This is a genomic window from Brevibacillus sp. JB24b (assembly GCF_051713385.1).
Lineage (GTDB): Bacteria > Bacillota > Bacilli > Brevibacillales > Brevibacillaceae > Brevibacillus_B > Brevibacillus_B laterosporus.
The window spans coordinates 2503915-2521372 of record NZ_JBNVQV010000001.1; the positions used below are offsets into that span (position 1 = coordinate 2503915).

The 17458-nt window shown below is 38.9% G+C and carries 14 protein-coding genes and 3 pseudogenes; 12 read left to right on the top strand and 5 right to left on the bottom strand.

Annotated elements, in window-relative coordinates; all coding sequences use genetic code 11:
• Positions 1 to 102: 102 nt before the first annotated feature.
• From ACQV1I_RS12220 to ACQV1I_RS12230, 3 genes are read left to right on the top strand one after another with little or no spacing between them, the layout of a single operon-like run.
• Positions 103 to 429 (top strand): hypothetical protein, encoded by a 327-nt coding sequence (locus ACQV1I_RS12220; protein ID WP_236645829.1) that lies wholly within the window; start codon positions 103 to 105, stop codon positions 427 to 429.
• A 53-nt stretch (positions 430 to 482) separates the two neighbouring features.
• Positions 483 to 1307 carry an RHS repeat domain-containing protein gene (locus ACQV1I_RS12225; protein WP_236645828.1) on the top strand — a complete coding sequence of 275 codons (825 nt, stop codon included), beginning with the start codon at positions 483 to 485 and terminating at the stop codon, positions 1305 to 1307.
• A 21-nt stretch (positions 1308 to 1328) separates the two neighbouring features.
• Positions 1329 to 1871 (top strand): hypothetical protein, encoded by a 543-nt coding sequence (locus ACQV1I_RS12230; protein ID WP_116334479.1) that lies wholly within the window; start codon positions 1329 to 1331, stop codon positions 1869 to 1871.
• 156 nt (positions 1872 to 2027) lie between these two features.
• Here ACQV1I_RS12230 and ACQV1I_RS12235 read toward each other — a convergent pair.
• Positions 2028 to 2208 (bottom strand): annotated as a pseudogene (locus ACQV1I_RS12235) (IS256 family transposase); the annotation flags it as partial.
• A gap of 475 nt (positions 2209 to 2683) precedes the next feature.
• Here ACQV1I_RS12235 and ACQV1I_RS12240 point away from each other — a divergent pair.
• Both ACQV1I_RS12240 and ACQV1I_RS12245 read left to right on the top strand, forming a co-directional pair.
• A pseudogene (locus ACQV1I_RS12240) lies at positions 2684 to 3292 on the top strand (RHS repeat-associated core domain-containing protein); the annotation flags it as partial.
• An 18-nt stretch (positions 3293 to 3310) separates the two neighbouring features.
• Positions 3311 to 3688 (top strand): CDI toxin immunity protein, encoded by a 378-nt coding sequence (locus ACQV1I_RS12245; protein WP_094701986.1) that lies wholly within the window; start codon positions 3311 to 3313, stop codon positions 3686 to 3688.
• Positions 3689 to 3769: 81 nt separating this feature from the next.
• On the opposite strand, the pseudogene ACQV1I_RS12250 reads toward ACQV1I_RS12245, so the two are convergent.
• Positions 3770 to 4918, bottom strand: a pseudogene (locus tag ACQV1I_RS12250) (IS3 family transposase).
• 379 nt (positions 4919 to 5297) lie between these two features.
• On the opposite strand from ACQV1I_RS12250, the gene ACQV1I_RS12255 reads away from it, so the two are divergent.
• The 3 genes from ACQV1I_RS12255 to sdaAA are packed head-to-tail and all read left to right on the top strand — an operon-like array spanning position 5298 to position 7946.
• Positions 5298 to 6341, top strand: a complete 1044-nt coding sequence (locus ACQV1I_RS12255) for a PTS sugar transporter subunit IIC (protein WP_094701990.1) — start codon at positions 5298 to 5300, stop codon at positions 6339 to 6341.
• Positions 6342 to 6390: 49 nt separating this feature from the next.
• The gene (gene sdaAB, locus ACQV1I_RS12260) at positions 6391 to 7050 is read left to right on the top strand and encodes an L-serine ammonia-lyase, iron-sulfur-dependent subunit beta (RefSeq protein ID WP_018674213.1); all 660 of its coding nucleotides are present in this window, start codon (positions 6391 to 6393) and stop codon (positions 7048 to 7050) included.
• Between the two features lie 17 nt (positions 7051 to 7067).
• On the top strand, positions 7068 to 7946 hold the full coding sequence (sdaAA, locus tag ACQV1I_RS12265) for an L-serine ammonia-lyase, iron-sulfur-dependent, subunit alpha (RefSeq protein WP_116334477.1): 879 nt from the start codon (positions 7068 to 7070) through the stop codon (positions 7944 to 7946).
• Between the two features lie 59 nt (positions 7947 to 8005).
• Here the strand turns inward: sdaAA and ACQV1I_RS12270 are convergent, their stop codons facing one another.
• On the bottom strand, positions 8006 to 8590 hold the full coding sequence (locus tag ACQV1I_RS12270; protein WP_201747421.1) for a GNAT family N-acetyltransferase: 585 nt from the start codon (positions 8588 to 8590) through the stop codon (positions 8006 to 8008).
• 222 nt (positions 8591 to 8812) lie between these two features.
• The gene (locus ACQV1I_RS12275; RefSeq protein WP_116334475.1) at positions 8813 to 9370 is read right to left on the bottom strand and encodes a cysteine hydrolase family protein; all 558 of its coding nucleotides are present in this window, start codon (positions 9368 to 9370) and stop codon (positions 8813 to 8815) included.
• A gap of 756 nt (positions 9371 to 10126) precedes the next feature.
• Here ACQV1I_RS12275 and ACQV1I_RS12280 point away from each other — a divergent pair.
• On the top strand, positions 10127 to 10309 hold the full coding sequence (locus tag ACQV1I_RS12280) for a hypothetical protein (protein WP_176452470.1): 183 nt from the start codon (positions 10127 to 10129) through the stop codon (positions 10307 to 10309).
• A gap of 645 nt (positions 10310 to 10954) precedes the next feature.
• Positions 10955 to 13597 (top strand): Ig-like domain-containing protein, encoded by a 2643-nt coding sequence (locus ACQV1I_RS12285; RefSeq protein ID WP_094701994.1) that lies wholly within the window; start codon positions 10955 to 10957, stop codon positions 13595 to 13597.
• A 389-nt stretch (positions 13598 to 13986) separates the two neighbouring features.
• On the opposite strand, the gene ACQV1I_RS12290 is transcribed toward ACQV1I_RS12285, so the two are convergent.
• The gene (locus ACQV1I_RS12290) at positions 13987 to 14874 is read right to left on the bottom strand and encodes a LysR family transcriptional regulator (RefSeq protein WP_094701996.1); all 888 of its coding nucleotides are present in this window, start codon (positions 14872 to 14874) and stop codon (positions 13987 to 13989) included.
• A gap of 117 nt (positions 14875 to 14991) precedes the next feature.
• Between ACQV1I_RS12290 and hutG the strand changes: the two genes are divergently transcribed.
• Positions 14992 to 15978, top strand: coding sequence for a formimidoylglutamase (gene hutG, locus ACQV1I_RS12295; RefSeq protein ID WP_116334474.1), 987 nt, complete (start codon positions 14992 to 14994; stop codon positions 15976 to 15978).
• Entirely contained in the window at positions 15962 to 17149 is a 1188-nt protein-coding gene (gene gltS, locus ACQV1I_RS12300; RefSeq protein ID WP_094702000.1) for a sodium/glutamate symporter, read from the top strand. Before hutG ends, gltS begins: the two co-directional genes overlap by 17 nt.
• Positions 17150 to 17458 lie beyond the last annotated feature (309 nt).

Consider the following 17458-nt stretch of genomic DNA (forward strand, 5'->3'; position numbering starts at 1 on the left):
ACTACCCAGTACCGAATGAATTCTAAATAACAAATATAACTCATGTAATATCCATATGAAGATTTCGTCATTAGTCTGTGGGATCAAAACCGCCAAGGGGTCATGCTCCAGAAATATCGCTACGTGTACAATGCGCTAGGACAAATTGTGCAGGAAGAGGAAAAGCAGTATACCTACGACTCTCTTAAACGACTCGTAAGCGGTGAATGGCCGGGTGGTCGCGTCTGGTATAGCTACGACCAAGGTGGGAACGTCACAGGAATTGGGACGGTAGAGGCAACACCGAAGAAGGTCATGGGATATGGGAAGGACAACCGACTTTCCCTCGTAAATGAACAGCCAGTAGAGATGGATGCAGACGGCAATCTACTCACATGGACAGAGAATGAGCAAACCCATACCTATGCTACGATGCCCGCAATCGCTTAGTTCGCACAGGTCAAGCGCACTACACCTATGATGCCGAGTACGTACGTACTTCGATGACGTGGAAGGGAAAGACAACACGCTATGTAGTCGACCAAGTGGAGGAGCTTAGCCGTGTTCTTATGGAGTTAGGAGAAGACGGTAGGCCGAAAGCCTATTATGTGTACGGACAAGGCCTAATCGGTCGAGAGGATGCACAAGGAAATTATTTGTCGTATCATACAGATATGCGTGGTAGTACCACGATGCTGAGTGATTGGAGCGGACGAGTCACTGACCGCTACAGCTACGGCGTGTATGGCGAATTAGAACAACACGATGGTACAACTTCCCAACCGTTTTGTTATAATGGAAGAGATGGTGTCATGACCGACCCGAATGGCTTGTATTACATGAGGGCGAGATACTATCATCCCGGACTGAAGCGATTCCTGAATCGAGACATTTTAGCAGGAGACGTGACAGAAGGGCAGACCTTTAACCGATTTGCCTATGTGAATGGCGATCCAGTAGGGTTTATTGATCCGTTGGGATTGGCAGGGCTTGGGACTGATGATTGTCCGAAGGGGAAGGCTAAGGGTACGGGTGGTAATGGAATTAAAATGCTTGGAGAAAAAGCTCCTCAGATAAGTAGTAAAACTATGTGGCAACGGGGTAAAACTGAACGAGTAGATATAGAAAACCAAGCTCCAGGTAAAAATCCAGGCAATATCCATTATCATGAACCCAAAAATACAAAATGGTATTACAATCCTGAAGATAAAAAGTTTTATGCAGATCATCAATTCGAACAAGTTGCATCACCTAAAATACAAAAAATGTTAAATGACCCACTTGTAAAAAAAGCAATTGATAAAGGCTTGAAATTCCTAGGATACTAGGATTATAAAGAAGGAAGTGTAATGGTGATGATAATAAAAAATAACATCATGGAGAATATGCTTGGTAAAATTAATGAATTTACATTATCAAGTCATGACTTAACAGTGATAGACAGAATAATTAATTTATCCTATTTAGAGACAGAGGAATGTCTGTTTCTGAAAGTTGATGATGGCGTTAAAGATTTTGGGTTGTTAACTAGTTCAGCCAATTCATCATCAAAAGCTGAATTAGAGTATAATCATAATGAATTATGTTTGAATAGCTATTTTGAAAAGAAAAGTAAATTTGAATTGATTAAATTGGGTATTATTGTACTTGAAGGTTGGGCTAAACGATTTAAAAAATTAAACAATAATTCTAAGTTTAAATTAGTATTAACTTGTTCTGATGATGAAGCAAGTAGTAAAATATTCAAAGAACTTGGAATTGAATATGATGATATTGATGATACGGTTCTATTAAGAATGTTTAGAGTTCGAAATGATATTGAACAAGACTATTTCTCTCAGGAGTATATAGATAGTTCAAAATTAGAAGGAATCTATGTTTTGGAAGTTTAAGGTTTGTAAATAATTATGGGAGAAAGTTGTACGATGGGATGGTGAGCAAGTTTGGTCTTGTGAACTGGGTATTTATGGAGGATTCAGAGGTGCTGTCAAGGATTTTGTGTAAAACTCATTCATACGAATCTCTCCCCTTCGAGGGGAGGAAGCCCCTCACGGCAAGTGCTGGCCGATGCGTTCCGGAAAGAAGACGGAGAACTGCAGTAGCAATTGATATCAATTTTATACGCGGACCCGTCCATTTGCGCGTGACGCCCACCGTAACGAGATATTAGATCTCATCGGTAGGGAAGAGCTTGCGGATCTCTGACCGGTACTTGAAAAATGAAGCGAGCAGGAATCGTTTGGGATGTTGTTACCAAACTTTCTAGGATAGTTACGCAGTTATCAAGTGACTCCTATTGTGGCAAATTCATTTGTGGATTTATAACAATACCTACCTGTTAGAAAACCAGGGGGAGTATTGGTATCTTCAGAAAAATGATTTTATCCCATTAGGTGATGCTTACGATGGTGTTGAACTCAAATAGCCTGAATGCCTTGCTAGGTCTGGTTTTCCTAGCAGGGCTTTTTATTCAAGAAATAAAATTTTATTGGTAATATTTATAAGTGGTGTGACGGTCTACTGGAAGGCCGGATCGCCTATTACGACGGGTACAATGAAGCGACGAACAGCCTCGGCAATACGACGGTGTATGAATATAACGCGGATCAGTTGTGCACGAAAATAACCAACCCTGACGGCTATAGCGTTACCTAGCAGTAGTTGGAAAGGTCTATACCGCCTCGCGTAAGCTAAAGAGCAGTATCAATTAGAACAGCACGATGGTACAACTTCCCAACCGTTTTGTTATAATGGAAGAGATGGTGTCATGACCGACCCGAATGGCTTGTATTACATGAGGGCGAGATACTATCATCCCGGACTGAAGCGATTCCTGAATCGAGACATTTTAGCAGGAGACGTGACAGAAGGGCAGACCTTTAACCGATTTGCCTATGTGAATGGCGATCCAGTAGGGTTTATTGATCCGCTGGGGCTGGCAGGGCTTGGGACTGGGCAGTGTCAGAAGGGGAATGCTAAGGGGATTAGTGGAGCTGGTGAAGTAGTTCTTCCAAAACGCGACACATATGAACAAGCTAGAAATCAGGCATTTGATATTATTGGAGATTTAGGGGCTGATTCTAAACCAACGTTTGGTAGGCTTCCATCCAGCAAAGGATATGGAAAAGTTATAGGTAGAGAATCCGCAAATGGTAAAGTAAGATGGAGGCTAGACTTTGATCCGAAAAAAGGAACCCATATTAACGTTGAAGACTTTAGGAATGGAAAAGGGGCAAATGCTACAAAGATAGCAATACCATTTACAGGAGACGAAAATAAATTTGTTTCGTTACTAAAGCACTTAAATAAATAACAATAGAAGAGGTATGTTATGAACTTACTAGATGAATGCATTGAAGCGCTTGATAACTGCTATATACTAAATGAAGACGAGAAAAAACAAGTTGAAAACAATTTTTATTCACTAGTACCTTTGACTAATTGGGGAAGAATAGATTGGGATAAATTTGATAGTAAGATTGAGATAACACAAGTAGAGGATATATTAAATTTATGCAACGAATCAAATTTTTATATTATTTGGAGTGTTAATGATCCTATCTTAAAGTCAAATATAAATGATATTCTGAATAAAATTGACGATGTGACAGCCGTAAGCTTTGACACTTGGTTGCTGTCAGAGGATAAAAAAATTATTATAGAGTTTTACCATGAAGGTGAAGTTACCTTGGGGAAACTGAAGAACTAACTAATGGCAAGCAACACAAAAAAGAGAAGTCAAGATTGGTTGTAGCCCCGTCAAGTAGACAATGAAAAAAGAGTAAGTTTGTTATGCGGCGATCGCTTCACGGTACTCTACCGGGGAGAGATCGCCAAGCTTATTCTGGAAACGTTCTTGGTTGTAATAATTGATATATTCCGTGATCAGTTTTCGAGCCTCCATTTGACTTGCTTTGTTTTTCAAGGTAAGGTTTTTCTGTTTTCAAATGTGAGAAGAACGGACTCCACGCAGGCGTTACAAAACAGTTTCCCCTTCTTGAATGGCTTCCAATGAGCTGTTTCTCTTCAAGCAATCTCTTGTAAGACTTTGTTGTGTATTGGAATCCCTGATCAGAATGCAAAATGGCCCTTTGTGCATTCAAATGCTTTACCGTGTCCAAAACGAGTTGTAGATCGTTACAAGATGACATGTCCCATGCGACAACTTCGTTGTTGCAAACGTCTAAAACGACCGATAAAAAGACAAATCATGACCAATTCGGATATAGGTAATGTCCGTTACAAATTTCTTCAAAATCGTTTCTGCTGTAAATTCTCGGTTGAGAACATTCGGAAAGACAACGGATGGTTTTCGCCCCACAAAGGGGCGTCTCTTACGGATGACAGAGCGAATCCCCAGCTCTCGCATGAGCATACGCACCTTTTTGTGGTTAACTAAGAACCCTTTTTTGAGAAGGGATGTTCGCATGCGTTTATAGCCGAAAATAGGACGAAGTCGATGAATAGCAATAATATGTTCTTTTAGATTGGTTCCAGCTCAAATTGGATCTGTCGAGATCCTAAGGCTGATTTCTACTTGTAGAAACCAGCACGTGATACTTCCGCAATTTTACATAGTGTCGTGATGGAGTAGGTCTGACTCATTTTTTCGATGGTCCTAAATCGGGCTTGCCTATCCAACTTCCCTCCCCATGAAGATTCGGATTAAGCTTTTTTAGATATTCCACCAGCGCTTTCAGGTAGGAGTTTTCCTCTTCTACGCTGCTGAAGTGCTTCTTATTCCAGCGTCCCGATAGTCCACAAACGATTCTCCGTTTTGGTATTTCTGAACCCACGCGATGATTTGGGCATCACTTTTAATTCCCAGTTTTTTTCTGATCGTGGCATAGCTCCACTGTTCTTCGACCCGTAGGGGTACAGCTTCCTTTTTAATTTCTTCACTATAGCGAGTAAAGACTTGTCCCTTTTTTGGTGGCATGAAAAAACTCCTCCGGTCAACAGTAATGAATCCGTCCATTATATCATGAACTCTTTTTTTACTGTCTACCGTAAGGGGATAATACCAAGCACACTGGCTGCTTAGGCTTTTTTAATACTGTCTACTTGACAGGGGTAAGACCAAACGATGAGGAGGAATGAGTCTTTTTTTTATGCCAAAAATTATGTGATGTATAAAAAATTATATATCATTAATATAAGAAAGGTAGAGGGTTTTTAATTCAGAAGTTTTAAAATTCACTAAAAGTAAGCGTTCTCTAAAAAACAAGATATAATGAGAGCGTATTACAATTCATCATAATTTATAGTGTATTTTAGTCATTTTTCGTAACAAAATTGATTAAAAGGAAGATGATATCATGGAGATTCTTAAGGGAACGATATTGCTATTATTTGTACTAAGTCTTTTTTCACTCTTTAGTTTTAAAGCACCAAACGGTATGAAAGCAATGGGAGCTTTAGCAAGTGCAGCAGTTGCTAGTTTCTTAGTTGAAGCTTTTCAGCTATACGTTGGTGGTGATTTAATTGGTATACCATTTTTAAAAGAGGTTGGGGAATCTGCCGGTAGTCTAGGCGGCGTAGCTGGTGCAACTTTAGTTGCATTAGCGATGGGCGTATCACCTGTTTATGCTATGCTTGTAGGGGCTTCTGTATTAAAATTTGGATTGCTTCCAGGGTTTATTGCTGGTTATCTTATATCATTTTTAGTAAAACAAATTGAAAAACGCGTACCAGAAGGATTAGATTTAATTGCTTGTATTGTAATTGCAGCACCATTAACAAGATTAATTGCAAAAGGAATGGATCCGATTGTAACAGCAACATTGAAGCAAATCGGTGGAGTTATTACATCATCAACTGATGCAAGTCCAATTATTATGGGAATTATACTAGGTGGTATTATTACAGTCGTTGCAACTGCACCGTTAAGCTCAATGGCATTAACAGCATTGCTTGGATTAACAGGGTTACCGATGGCAATTGGTGCATTAGCGGTAACCAGTTCGTCCTTTATGAACTACGTATTCTTTAAACGAATGAAGTTTGGAGATAAGCGTACGACCATTGCAGTTGCGATTGAACCATTAACGCAAGCGGATCTAATTTCAGCAAATCCAATTCCGGTGTATGTAACAAACTTTATTGGTGGAGCAACAGCGGGAGTTATTATTTCAATGTTTGATCTTATTAATAATGCAACAGGAACAGCAACGCCAATTGCAGGACTTATGGTTATGTACGGGTTCAATGATCCAATGAAAGTAACATTATGTTTCTTATGTATTATGGTATCTGGTATTATTTCAGGATATATTGGCTCACTGTTATTTAAAAACTATCCAATTCGTACAGCGGAGCAAATTCGTGGTACGGCTGGAAAAGCAATAGATACGGTAGCTTAATAGAATAGTAGTAAGTAATTTTTTTATAAAGGTTTAGGTGGGAATTATGATGAAATATCGCACAGTATTTGATATTATTGGTCCGGTTATGATTGGCCCGTCAAGTTCACATACAGCAGGTGCGGCAAGAATGGGGCAAGTTGCTCGTCAACTGTTCCGTCACGAACCGGAGAGAGTTAAGATTTCGTTATATGGATCGTTTGCAAAAACATATCGTGGTCACGGGACTGATGTAGCGTTAATTGGTGGAATATTAGGGTTTGAAACGGATGATACACGAATTCCAAATGCGTTAGAAATTGCAAAAGAGCGCGAAATTGAAGTGGAATTTATTGAAGAAGAAGCAAATGCTCCACATCCAAATACAGCGAGAGTTCGTCTGTATAAAGGAGAAGAAGAAATCGAAGTCGTTGCTTGTTCAATAGGTGGCGGCAAGATTGAAGTTGTGGAGTTAAATGGATTTGATCTTCAACTATCAGGAACAAGTCCGGCACTTCTTATTGTAAATAACGATCGCTTTGGAGCAATTGCAGCTGTATCTTCTATACTTGCGAAACATGAAATTAATATCAGTACGATGAGTGTTTCACGTAAGGAAAAAGGCAGAAGAGCGCTTATGGTAATTGAAACAGATGAATTATTAGCAGACGAAATAATTGAGGAAATAAAAGAGCAATCAAATATTTGTCAAGTAACCATTATGGATTAATTACAGGGGGAACACACATGTTTCGGAACGCAGCGGAACTAGTGGCGCAAGCTAAAGAACAAAACGTAAAAATTGCAGAAATTATGATTAAATGTGAAATAGAGACAAGAAGTATTACGCGTGAAGAAGTGCTTGCCGGAATGGAAAAGAACTTAATCGTGATGGGGCAAGCCGTAGAACGTGGTATTCGAGGAGTGAAGTCACCGACAGGTTTAACAGGCGGTGATGCTGTGAAAGTTCAAGAGTACATGAAGAGCGGAAATGGCTTATCTGGACATACAATTTTGGATGCGGTGAGTAAAGCAGTTGCAACAAATGAAGTAAATACAGCGATGGGAATCATTTGTGCAACACCAACAGCAGGATCAGCTGGAACAGTACCAGGTGTACTGTTTGCACTGAAAGAAAAATTGCAGCCAACACGTGAAGAAATGATTGAATTTTTATTTACAGCAGGAGCTTTTGGTATGGTTGTTGCAAACAATGCTTGTATTTCTGGCGCGTCTGGAGGATGTCAAGCTGAAGTTGGTTCAGCAAGTGGAATGGCAGCAGCAGCTGCTGTTGAAATGGCTGGTGGAACGCCAGATCAAGCAGCTACAGCTATGGCAATTGCCTTAAAGAATATGCTTGGTTTAGTATGTGACCCAGTTGCTGGGCTTGTAGAAGTACCTTGTGTAAAACGTAATGCAGCGGGGGCATCAAATGCTATGATTGCAGCTGATTTATCGCTAGCTGGTGTGACTAGTACAATTCCATGTGATGAAGTTATTGAAGCGATGTTTAGAATCGGACAAACAATGCCAGTAGCACTTCGTGAAACAGCTGAAGGTGGACTTGCAGCAACACCGACAGGTCGTCGTCTGCAAGAAGAGATTTTTGGGAAGAGTAGCAAATAAGAAAATATGATTGTGATAAAAAAAGGAGCTCAAATAAACTTGGGCTCCTTTTCCAATCACTACAGGAAATCGCCGATCGGAAGGGCAAGATCAATGGTAGTATGGCGTAGCATCGACTCATAGGCACGGGCTTTCGCTGAAAATAGGCGCATCAAAACGACAACCTGTAAGGATTCACTGGATAAAGCGCCTTCATCACGACTACCAATTAGCTCCACATCCGACACGACCGACCAATCACCGGCATGATTATAGAAATAGGCCAAAGTAGGTTTGCATGTGAATATGCCAAAATCTGTATCACTCTGTTCGATCCATCGAGTAGCGGCAGCAACTGTTCGCAATCCCAACCCTCGATTTTGATAATCTGGGTGGGTTGCGACACAACTAAGTCCAGCTATGTTGAATGTCTGATCGTTGTGTTTTATGGTCTTACGAACTACACCTGCATAGCTGACCAATCGTCCATCTATATAGGAATAGAAAGAACGAGCATCGAGTACAGCATCGTGAGCAGCCGGAATCGTCTCTCCCGGTATTGGACAAACATCTGGCCAAACTAGATGTAGCATTAAAGCGATCTCACGGCGTAATGTGTCAGATGCTTGATTATAGTAAATTGATTGTATGGTATCAGTTATCATCAGTTCATTCTTCTTTCGATTCATTACTGTTCCTCCATTGTACATATGCTATTTGGGGTAATATCAGGAAAAGGCGGGTTTACAACGTTAAGAAAATCCGAATATAAAAAAGCCCAATTTCTCGGTGTTGTAAGTGAGAAATTGGGCTTTGGTTACTTCATAAAAGCGCCCGATTGTTGTTGAATCGAAGCGGCACATTTTAGTACCGCTTTTAGATTTATATTACCTATATGAGTCATGAGTTGGACGAAACAAGTCTTCCTTTACATTTCTGACAACTGAAAAGTGTTCGACATTGTAATGCCCATGAAGAGTACTATTATGATGCTTTATGATTTGTTCTGCACTTAAAACATCATTGTCCGTTGTTGAATGCCCATCACCGACTAATGTTACATCCAAACCACTAATAGTGGCTGTTCTGACTATACTATCTATACAATGTTGTGTTTTACAGCCCATAACAACAATATGTTCAATTTGTTGAGATCGTAAATGATTTAGAAGACCTGTCCCATAAAAGGAATTCGTTGCAGATTTATCGAAAAACTTTGCCTCCGTAGGTACATGAATTTCATTGTGAACTTGAAATCCTCCACCTTTACCTTCGGCAACATCGAGATCCCTCACAAACACAACTGGAACATCGGATTCTCTTGCTTTTTCAATTACTTTATTGATATTTCTAATAAGCTGCTCTTTATTAAAAACCGCACTTTCTTCTTGATTCCCATCAATTAATTCTTGTTGAGCATCAATAATTAATAATGTTTGATTCAAATGATTTTCCCCTTTCAAATGTGGGGAAACGCTATATAGTTTAATTAGTTAGTCGTTTTCCCCTTATAATTTTGCACGCTAACATGTTTTTTGTTTGTCATAATATCTACCCCCTAAACCAATATTGTCTATAAATTAGTGTTTATAATTTTTAGACGATTTAATCTTAACACATTTTCCTTAAAAACGCTCCTAACCAATTCAGTACTCACAAGTACGTGTATAAGGTACTCATCAGTACGAGTTGATGAGTATTTTAGTTACGTGTAATGTATTTTAAAAAAGAAAAAGCCCAAAGGAGCGTAGAAGTGGGCTTGAGAGTATAAGTGGGCGTTAAAAAATGTGATAGCAAAGAGATCATGTACATTTTGGGACCTGAATCGGTTGTGTCCTCGAAAGCTAAGGCGGGATTACTTCTATATGTATTTTTCTCCTCCTCTGCTTTTTCTTAAGGTGGACATTCATCTGACATACTACTCTAGTATACTGGTACCTGTAATTAGTACTGTAAATAAGTACTTTTACAAAACTAACTATGAAGGAGTTTGATTCTAATGAAGAAAAAGTATCAAATGGATGATTGGGGTGTTAGCACTAGCAATCTTTGCACCAACTGCGGCTTTTGCTTTAGATGAAAAGTAGAGCAAACCTTCCGTCAAAACACGTATACTATTCACTTGAGGATAGACAAGCCATTCACTAGGAATTAATGAAGATTAAGTCAACAAATACAATCCCGATCTAGCTGACGATTTCATGAAGCTATCTGACCGGCACGAAAAAGGGAAAGTAGAATTGGATGAAGCAGCTAAGAAAGAGTTAGATGAAATTCGTGAACCAGTGAAGAATGGTACGTTAACTCAAGAACAAGCCAATGAGAAGCTTGGTGTGAAAGGCTTTTACCTAGACAAAGAAAATATCATGGAACAGATTATGTAGTGGATGATGCGGATGATGCGGATGATACTGATACAGTGAACAAACTGCTACAAGAGTGGTTAGAGTAAATGTAAAACAAGAAACACTATGAAGTAAGCAAAGGCTGAGTAATTGAAACGTGTAAGTAGTTGGAAAGGCTCAAAATAGAGACTATCAAATAGTCAATAAGTAAGCTACAGGTGAGCCTAGAGGCAGAGCGGAAATGTGGCAGAAAACAGTGAAATTAGCAGTAGCCTTATGTTTTGCAGGCATGCCCCTCCCGTTATCAGGGGAAGCCATGCCTTATGACATCGAGGTAGGAAATTCCCTTTCCTACATTTTGTAACCCCTGCTGGTGAAGGTGGTTTTTTTGTTGTTTACTATATTTTTCCAAAAAATGAATACCATTTTTTCTTATCCTGCTTCTGATCCATTGATATGACTGACTTTAAGGTATGTATGTAGTCGCATATTAAATAGTAGTATTGTTCGTCCCATCGAGTTTTCATTTTCGTGTTTAATGGCCTGTTTTTTTCCGCGGCAAGGGCTGGGGAAGCCATTTTACCATTAATGCTGACATGGCTATAGTGACAAAATCCATAGAAAGCAGAAAATAGAATAATGAAATATTTTATATTTTTTTAAAAACATTCATGGAGGTCAGAGATGAAGAGATTGCTAACAATTTTATTATGCACAATGTTACTATTTTCGAATGGAGTGATAGGTAGTTCTGAAACAGTAGTAGCTGCAGATAGCACAGAGATCTCACAGTTGGTTCTATCAGAAAATGAAGTCTCCATGGAAACGGGAGATTCAAATTCGTTAACGGCAACGGCAATTTATGTAGATGGAAAATCTGAGAATGTCACTATCAAAACTACTTGGTCAAGTTCAAATAGTGATATAGCCTCTGTATATGCGGGTACGATTAGAGGGATAAAAGAAGGAAAAGCTACAATCGTCGCAACGTATCTGAATAAAACTGTACCAGTACAAGTAGATGTATCAAAAAAGATTCGAACATTAACAAAAAACAAACAAACGGTTACTATTCGGACTGGAGAGGTACATAGTGAACAAGTTAACGTATCTGCTGTCTATGAAGATGGATCCACAGAGGACGTTACTACAAAAGCAATGTGGACGGTTGAAGATCAGTCTGTTGCAACCGTTTTCGATGGGAAAATTGTGGGACAAAGTTCTGGTAGCACTACCGTAACGGCGAAATTTGGGAAACACTCCGTTTCTATTCCTGTTAACGTTGAGATTATAAAAAGATTAGAACCTAGTAAATCAAATGTTTCTCTGCTTCTTCGTTCTGGTAAAAATACTGAAACAATTGAATTGCAAGCAATATTTCCTGATGGAAGCAAAGAAGAGGTATCTAGCAAGGCAGTGTGGTCTTCGGATAATGAAAGTGTAGCTGATGTAATTAACGGTACAATCAAGGCATATGGAGTGGGTGAAGCAACCATTTCAGCGAAATATGGGACGAAAACTGCTACGATTAAAGTTGATGTTGACTCAGCTATGGTCATAGAATTAGATCAACAAGATGTATTTATGCTTCTGAAAGATAGTCCGAAAAAGCTAAAATTGACAGCTTCTTTTATTAATGGTGAGGAAGAAGATATTACAGATAGAGCAGAATGGACTACAAGTAATAAAGCGGTTGCGACAGTAAATAAAGGTACTATTGTTGCACATTCATCGGGAGAAGCCATTATTACAGCAAAGTACGGAGATAATGAAGTCAAAGCGGCAGTGGATGTAGAAGTACCTAGACGTCTTGAAGTAGATCAAGATTATGTATCACTTAGTACAAAAGACTCGGATGAGACATCTGTTGAGTTAATCGCTTATTATGCAAATAATACACACCAGAGTGTCACAGAGAAGGCTACTTGGACTTCTAGTAATGAAAATGTAGCAACTGTTTACAAGGGAAAAATTAAAGCTCTCAAATCTGGTGAAGCTACCATTACTGCCAAATACGCTGATAAAACAGTTACTGTTGGTGTAGATGTCGATTACTCCCAACAAATTGTTGTGGACGTAAAGTCTCTTAATCTGCAAGTAGGAGGATCCCAGCAACTAGTGTTAAAAGCAATCTATGAAGGGCGAGAAGAGATCATTACCGATAAAGCAGAATGGTCATCTAGTGCAGAAGCGATTGCAGAGGTACGAAGAGGTAACGTAACAGGCTTGAAAGACGGATCAGCAACGATTTCTGCTAAGTATGGTAATCGAACTACTACTATACCAGTATCTGTTGGTGTTGTGAAAAAAATAACAATAAAAAAAGCGGATGCTGCTATTGATAAGCTTGTCATGCAAAAAGATAATTCTGTTCAACTTACATTGAATGCTGAATACATGGACGGCTCAACAAAAGATGTAACTGATCTTGCAATCTGGTCTCCTGAGTCCTCTACTATTGCACAGGTAGATGCTAACGGTATGGTAAAAGCCAAGGGATCAGGTAAAGTGGATATTTCAGCTAGTTTTGGTAATAAAACAGTAAAGATTCCTGTAGAGGTTGATATTACAGCTTCTTTAACTTCGAATACAAAAAATGTTTTCATGAGTGTGGGAGAAAAAGTCCAAATTAAACTTAACCCAGATGCAGCAGACAGTAATTATATTACTGAACAAGCAGAATGGTCATCAAGTTCGTCGAAAGTTGCTGAAGTTACGAAAGGTGAAATTCGAGCTTACAGTAATGGTAAGACAACAATCACAGCTAGATATGGTGGGAAATCTGTTTCTATACTAGTGGAAGTTGATGTTCTTCAAGGATTGGTAGCGAATACACGCCTCGTAAGATTAAAAACTCTAGGCGATGTAAAGGATATTCAGACGAAAGTAACACTGATGGCTACTTTATCGGGTGGACGTACTGTAGACATGACAGATCAAGCAGAATGGAAAGTTTCATCTTATAAAGTTGCCGAGGCAAACAAAGGAACTATTAAAGCTATTGGATATGGTAAAACAACAGTAACTGCTAGATATGGTGGGAAATCAGTTACAGTCTATGTTGAAGTGGATCAGCTAAAGTATCTTAAAACGAATCACGTCCAATTAAATATGAAGGTTGGGGAAACAAAGCAAGTAAATGCGACTGCAACCTATTTAGATGGAATAGATCGAGATGTAACGAAGCCTGCATTGTGGACAACTCCAAAAGTTACAATTGCTGATGTGAAGGATGGCATAATTAAAGCAACTGGTGTGGGTCGCACAGTTATTACTGTAAGCTATGGCGATAAAAAGACTCAGGTGATAGTCAATGTTACAAAATGATAGTAAGACATGTAATGGACTAAACCAGATGTTTCTAATTGCTACTGTAAATGATGAGAAGAAAGAATGGGTCACGATATTCCAATAAATGGAAATATTGTGCTTTTGGCGTGTCAAAAAGCAAGCCTTTTGACAATACCATCGTCAAAGCGAAACAAACTTGTCATTTGAGCCATATGGCATTGTACGAAAAACATTATCGCAAAAAGAACTTGTATAATTAGTTACAAGTTCTTTTTGTTTTTACTATGAGAAGAAAATTAGGCTTTTATACATGTTAGTTTATATTAAGCAGAATTAACAAAAGAAAGGTAAAAAATTTTCTATTAAACAAAATATGATTTATTGATCATGAGTAGTAGGTTGATTTTTTGAATCATTAATTTTTATCAATGAGCAAAGTTCCGTCGAATATTTTCCAAAAAGGTTTGGACTGCGGGAGCCAAATAACGATTTTTCATAAACGTTAAATAAACAGTCCTCTCCAATGCTGATGAATCAATTGTTTTCTGGACAATGGATGCATCCATTGGTTCAGATAAATAATTTTCGGGAATAATCGTAATTCCCAGATTTTCTCTTACTAATGTCAAAGCTGTTTCAAAACGTTCAATTTCAAATTTTATTTTCGGAGTCGTTTGTTCAAGTGTAAAGGCTGTTAAAATATCTTCTCTCGTTTGAAATCCTTCCGTACTAATTATGAAAGGTTCGCTTTCTAACTCTTGTAAAAGAATGGATTCCTTTTTCTGGGCCAGAGGGTGATCCCTGTGCAGCACAAGTACTAATCTTTCATCGTATAACGGGAATGATTCGATATCCGCTTCGTTTATATATTGGTTTGTAATGAGTAAATGTGTATCGTATTTCCTCAATGATTCCTTCACGGCTTTTCCACTCAGCACTTCAATTAGCTTGATGTTAATGGAAGGAAAACGATCTTGATATTCACGGATCACTTTTGGAATCCAATGCTTTACTGACTCAATGATGCCAATAATGAGATCCCCACTGCCGGTCAGCTTTACTTCTTCCATCTCTTTTTTCAACATGTTCATTTGGGAAAGGAGGAGAATCGATTTTTTATATAAAATTTTACCAGCGTCAGTCAGTTCCATTTTTCTCGTATTTCTATCAAGCAGTGGTGATCCGACCTCTTGCTCCAAATTTTTAATAGCGTTGCTTAAAGAAGGCTGTGATATATGCAGTTTTTGTGCGGCTTTAGAGTAGCTCAACTGATTGGAAACCGTCACAAAATAATGCAATTGTTTTATGTCCAAAAAATCCCCTCCTTATTTATAGCTTCAAACTATCAATTTATTTGAATTATATATTAGAAATAATAAGTTTGTCATTATATAATCAAAAACAAATCTACTTCAGAAATTTCAGAAAGGATGAACAAAGTGCCAACGAATGTTTCAGCTGATTTATGGACCGGTAGGATTGATCATACGGAAAGAAGAAGCAGTTTTCGCTACCATCAAATTGTGGAATTGATTGACTTAGATAGATTGCAGACTTCCAAGGATAACACCTGTGCAATTATCGGGTTTGAATGTGAAGAAGGAGTTAGGCGCAATCAAGGCCGATTAGGTGCAGCCAAAGCTCCGAATGCTATTAGGCAAGCACTTGCAGGTCTTCCTTGGAAACTGGAGGAAGGTAAACGTATTATCGATGTAGGGAATATTCTTTGTCAAAACGAAAAACTCGAAGATGCCCAGAAAGAATTGGGTTTGGCAGTTTTTAAAATCTTTTCAAAGTCAGCGACTCCCATTATTTTAGGCGGAGGACATGAAACGCTGTATGGACATTACTTAGGTGTTCGAAAACATATAGGAAAAGATGCTACGCTTGGAATCATCAATATAGATGCTCATTTCGATTTACGTTCCTATGAAAATCAGCCTTCATCTGGGACGATGTTTAGGCAAATATTAGAAAATGACAAAAATAGCCGTTATTTTGTGCTTGGGATCCAGCGTTTCGGTAATACACAGGAACTATTTGATAAAGCGGACGAACTCGGTACCCAGTATATTTATGAAGAAGATATGACTGATGAACGGATGGATAACATCATTTCTGCATTAAATGAATTCATAGAAAAACAAGATTATGTCATGCTCACACTTTGTACAGATGTTTTAAATGCAGCATTTGCCCCGGGAGTTAGTGCTCCATCTCCTTTTGGATTAACACCAATGGTTGTCCGAACCTTGATGCGTAGAGTTGCAGCTCATGAGAAAACGCTTTCTTTCGATATTTGTGAAGTGAATCCTGTCTTAGATGAAAATGGAAGAACAGTAAAATTAGGTGCTTATTTGACGAATGAAGCTATCATGAGATTTTTAGGGGGAAACAACTATGACTTTAGCACTTAATCAAGTAAATACGATATTTCTCGCAGTAGCACTACTAGTTTTAGGAACAGTCCTAGTAAAAAAAGCGGGATTTTTACAAAAGTTTTGTATTCCGGCACCAGTTGTTGGAGGGCTATTGTTTGCAACCATTGTAACGACCCTGAAAGCGACGGGAATTTTGGAAATTACATTGGATACCTCACTTCAAAGCCTGTTCATGCTCACGTTCTTCACAACTGTAGGGTTGGGAGCAAGCTTTAAACTCATCAAATTAGGTGGTAAGCTGCTCGTCATATACTGGCTCGCATGCGGATTCTTGGCTTTAGCACAAAACGTGATTGGCGTCTCCATGGCTTCATTGTTCGGCATTCATCCATTAATTGGGATGATGGCAGGGTCAGTTTCCATGGAAGGTGGACATGGAGCGGCAGGTGCATTTGGACAAACCCTTGAAGACATGGGAATTCAATCAGCGTTAGCCATTGGGATCGCTGCAGCTACCTTTGGCCTCGTAGCCGGGGGCTTAGTTGGCGGACCGACTGTAAAATATTTAATTTCAAAATACGATCTAAAGCCGACTGAAACAGAAGATGAGGTAGAGATAGTTGAAGAAAAAGTACAACCGATTACGACAAATACCTTCTTCATCCAAGTACTGCTCATCACATTCTGTATGGCATTAGGAACGTATTTAGGAGAGCTGTTCTCATCAGTAACGGGATTTGTTCTACCTAATTATGTAGGAGCCATGTTTGTGGCGGTCATCGTCCGTAACGTCGTAGATAAACTAAATCCCAATGCAATTGACATGAAGAGCATCAACCTGATTAGTGACGTGACACTTGGAATCTTCCTATCCATGGCACTCATGAGTATAAAATTATGGGAAGTAGCTGATCTTGCGCTTCCAATGCTATTGATCGTGTTTGTACAAGTTGTATTTATTGTCCTGTTCGGTATTTTCATTTTGTTTCGGTTGCTTGGCAAAGACTATGACGCCGCAGTAATGGTCGCAGGTTTTACAGGACATGGCCTTGGCGCTACACCAAATGCAATAGCGAATATGGCTGCAGTGACTGGGCGTTTTGGACCTTCACGAAAAGCTTACCTGGTCGTTCCAGTTGTAGGTGCTTTTCTCATTGATGTATTCGGCATGCCGATAATAATTGCAACGATAAATTTATTTAAATAAGATGACGAAAAACTCGAAACTGAATCATTTAAAAAATGGCTCAGTCTGTAATAATTGAATGGAGAGAAACTCCTTTATATAAAGAGGTGATCTGTTACCGTAGTATCTGAGTTGATGGCTCTAGCCGCAAAAGATACAAACAGTAATTTGTTTTTATCTTTTATACTTGTTTTAACCTGTTGGCTCTTGGACGGGTGTTTCTTAAGACAAGAAAAAGTGTTCCGCGAGTTGTACGAAAAGGTAAGAATCACTGACTCAGACAATATTGACTTTTTTTCAATACCTCTGACTTTAGAAGGTGACAACCGG

Bases quoted from the DNA above. Each gene is read 5' to 3' on its own strand.
- ACQV1I_RS12220 (WP_236645829.1), top strand. From the start codon at position 103: ATGCTCCAGAAATATCGCTACGTGTACAATGCGCTAGGACAAATTGTG.
- ACQV1I_RS12225 (WP_236645828.1), top strand. From the start codon at position 483: ATGACGTGGAAGGGAAAGACAACACGCTATGTAGTCGACCAAGTGGAG.
- ACQV1I_RS12230 (WP_116334479.1), top strand. From the start codon at position 1,329: ATGGTGATGATAATAAAAAATAACATCATGGAGAATATGCTTGGTAAA.
- ACQV1I_RS12245 (WP_094701986.1), top strand. From the start codon at position 3,311: ATGAACTTACTAGATGAATGCATTGAAGCGCTTGATAACTGCTATATA.
- ACQV1I_RS12255 (WP_094701990.1), top strand. From the start codon at position 5,298: ATGGAGATTCTTAAGGGAACGATATTGCTATTATTTGTACTAAGTCTT.
- sdaAB (WP_018674213.1), top strand. From the start codon at position 6,391: ATGAAATATCGCACAGTATTTGATATTATTGGTCCGGTTATGATTGGC.
- sdaAA (WP_116334477.1), top strand. From the start codon at position 7,068: ATGTTTCGGAACGCAGCGGAACTAGTGGCGCAAGCTAAAGAACAAAAC.
- ACQV1I_RS12270 (WP_201747421.1), bottom strand. From the start codon at position 8,590: ATGATAACTGATACCATACAATCAATTTACTATAATCAAGCATCTGAC.
- ACQV1I_RS12280 (WP_176452470.1), top strand. From the start codon at position 10,127: ATGAAGCTATCTGACCGGCACGAAAAAGGGAAAGTAGAATTGGATGAA.
- ACQV1I_RS12285 (WP_094701994.1), top strand. From the start codon at position 10,955: ATGAAGAGATTGCTAACAATTTTATTATGCACAATGTTACTATTTTCG.
- hutG (WP_116334474.1), top strand. From the start codon at position 14,992: ATGAACAAAGTGCCAACGAATGTTTCAGCTGATTTATGGACCGGTAGG.
- gltS (WP_094702000.1), top strand. From the start codon at position 15,962: ATGACTTTAGCACTTAATCAAGTAAATACGATATTTCTCGCAGTAGCA.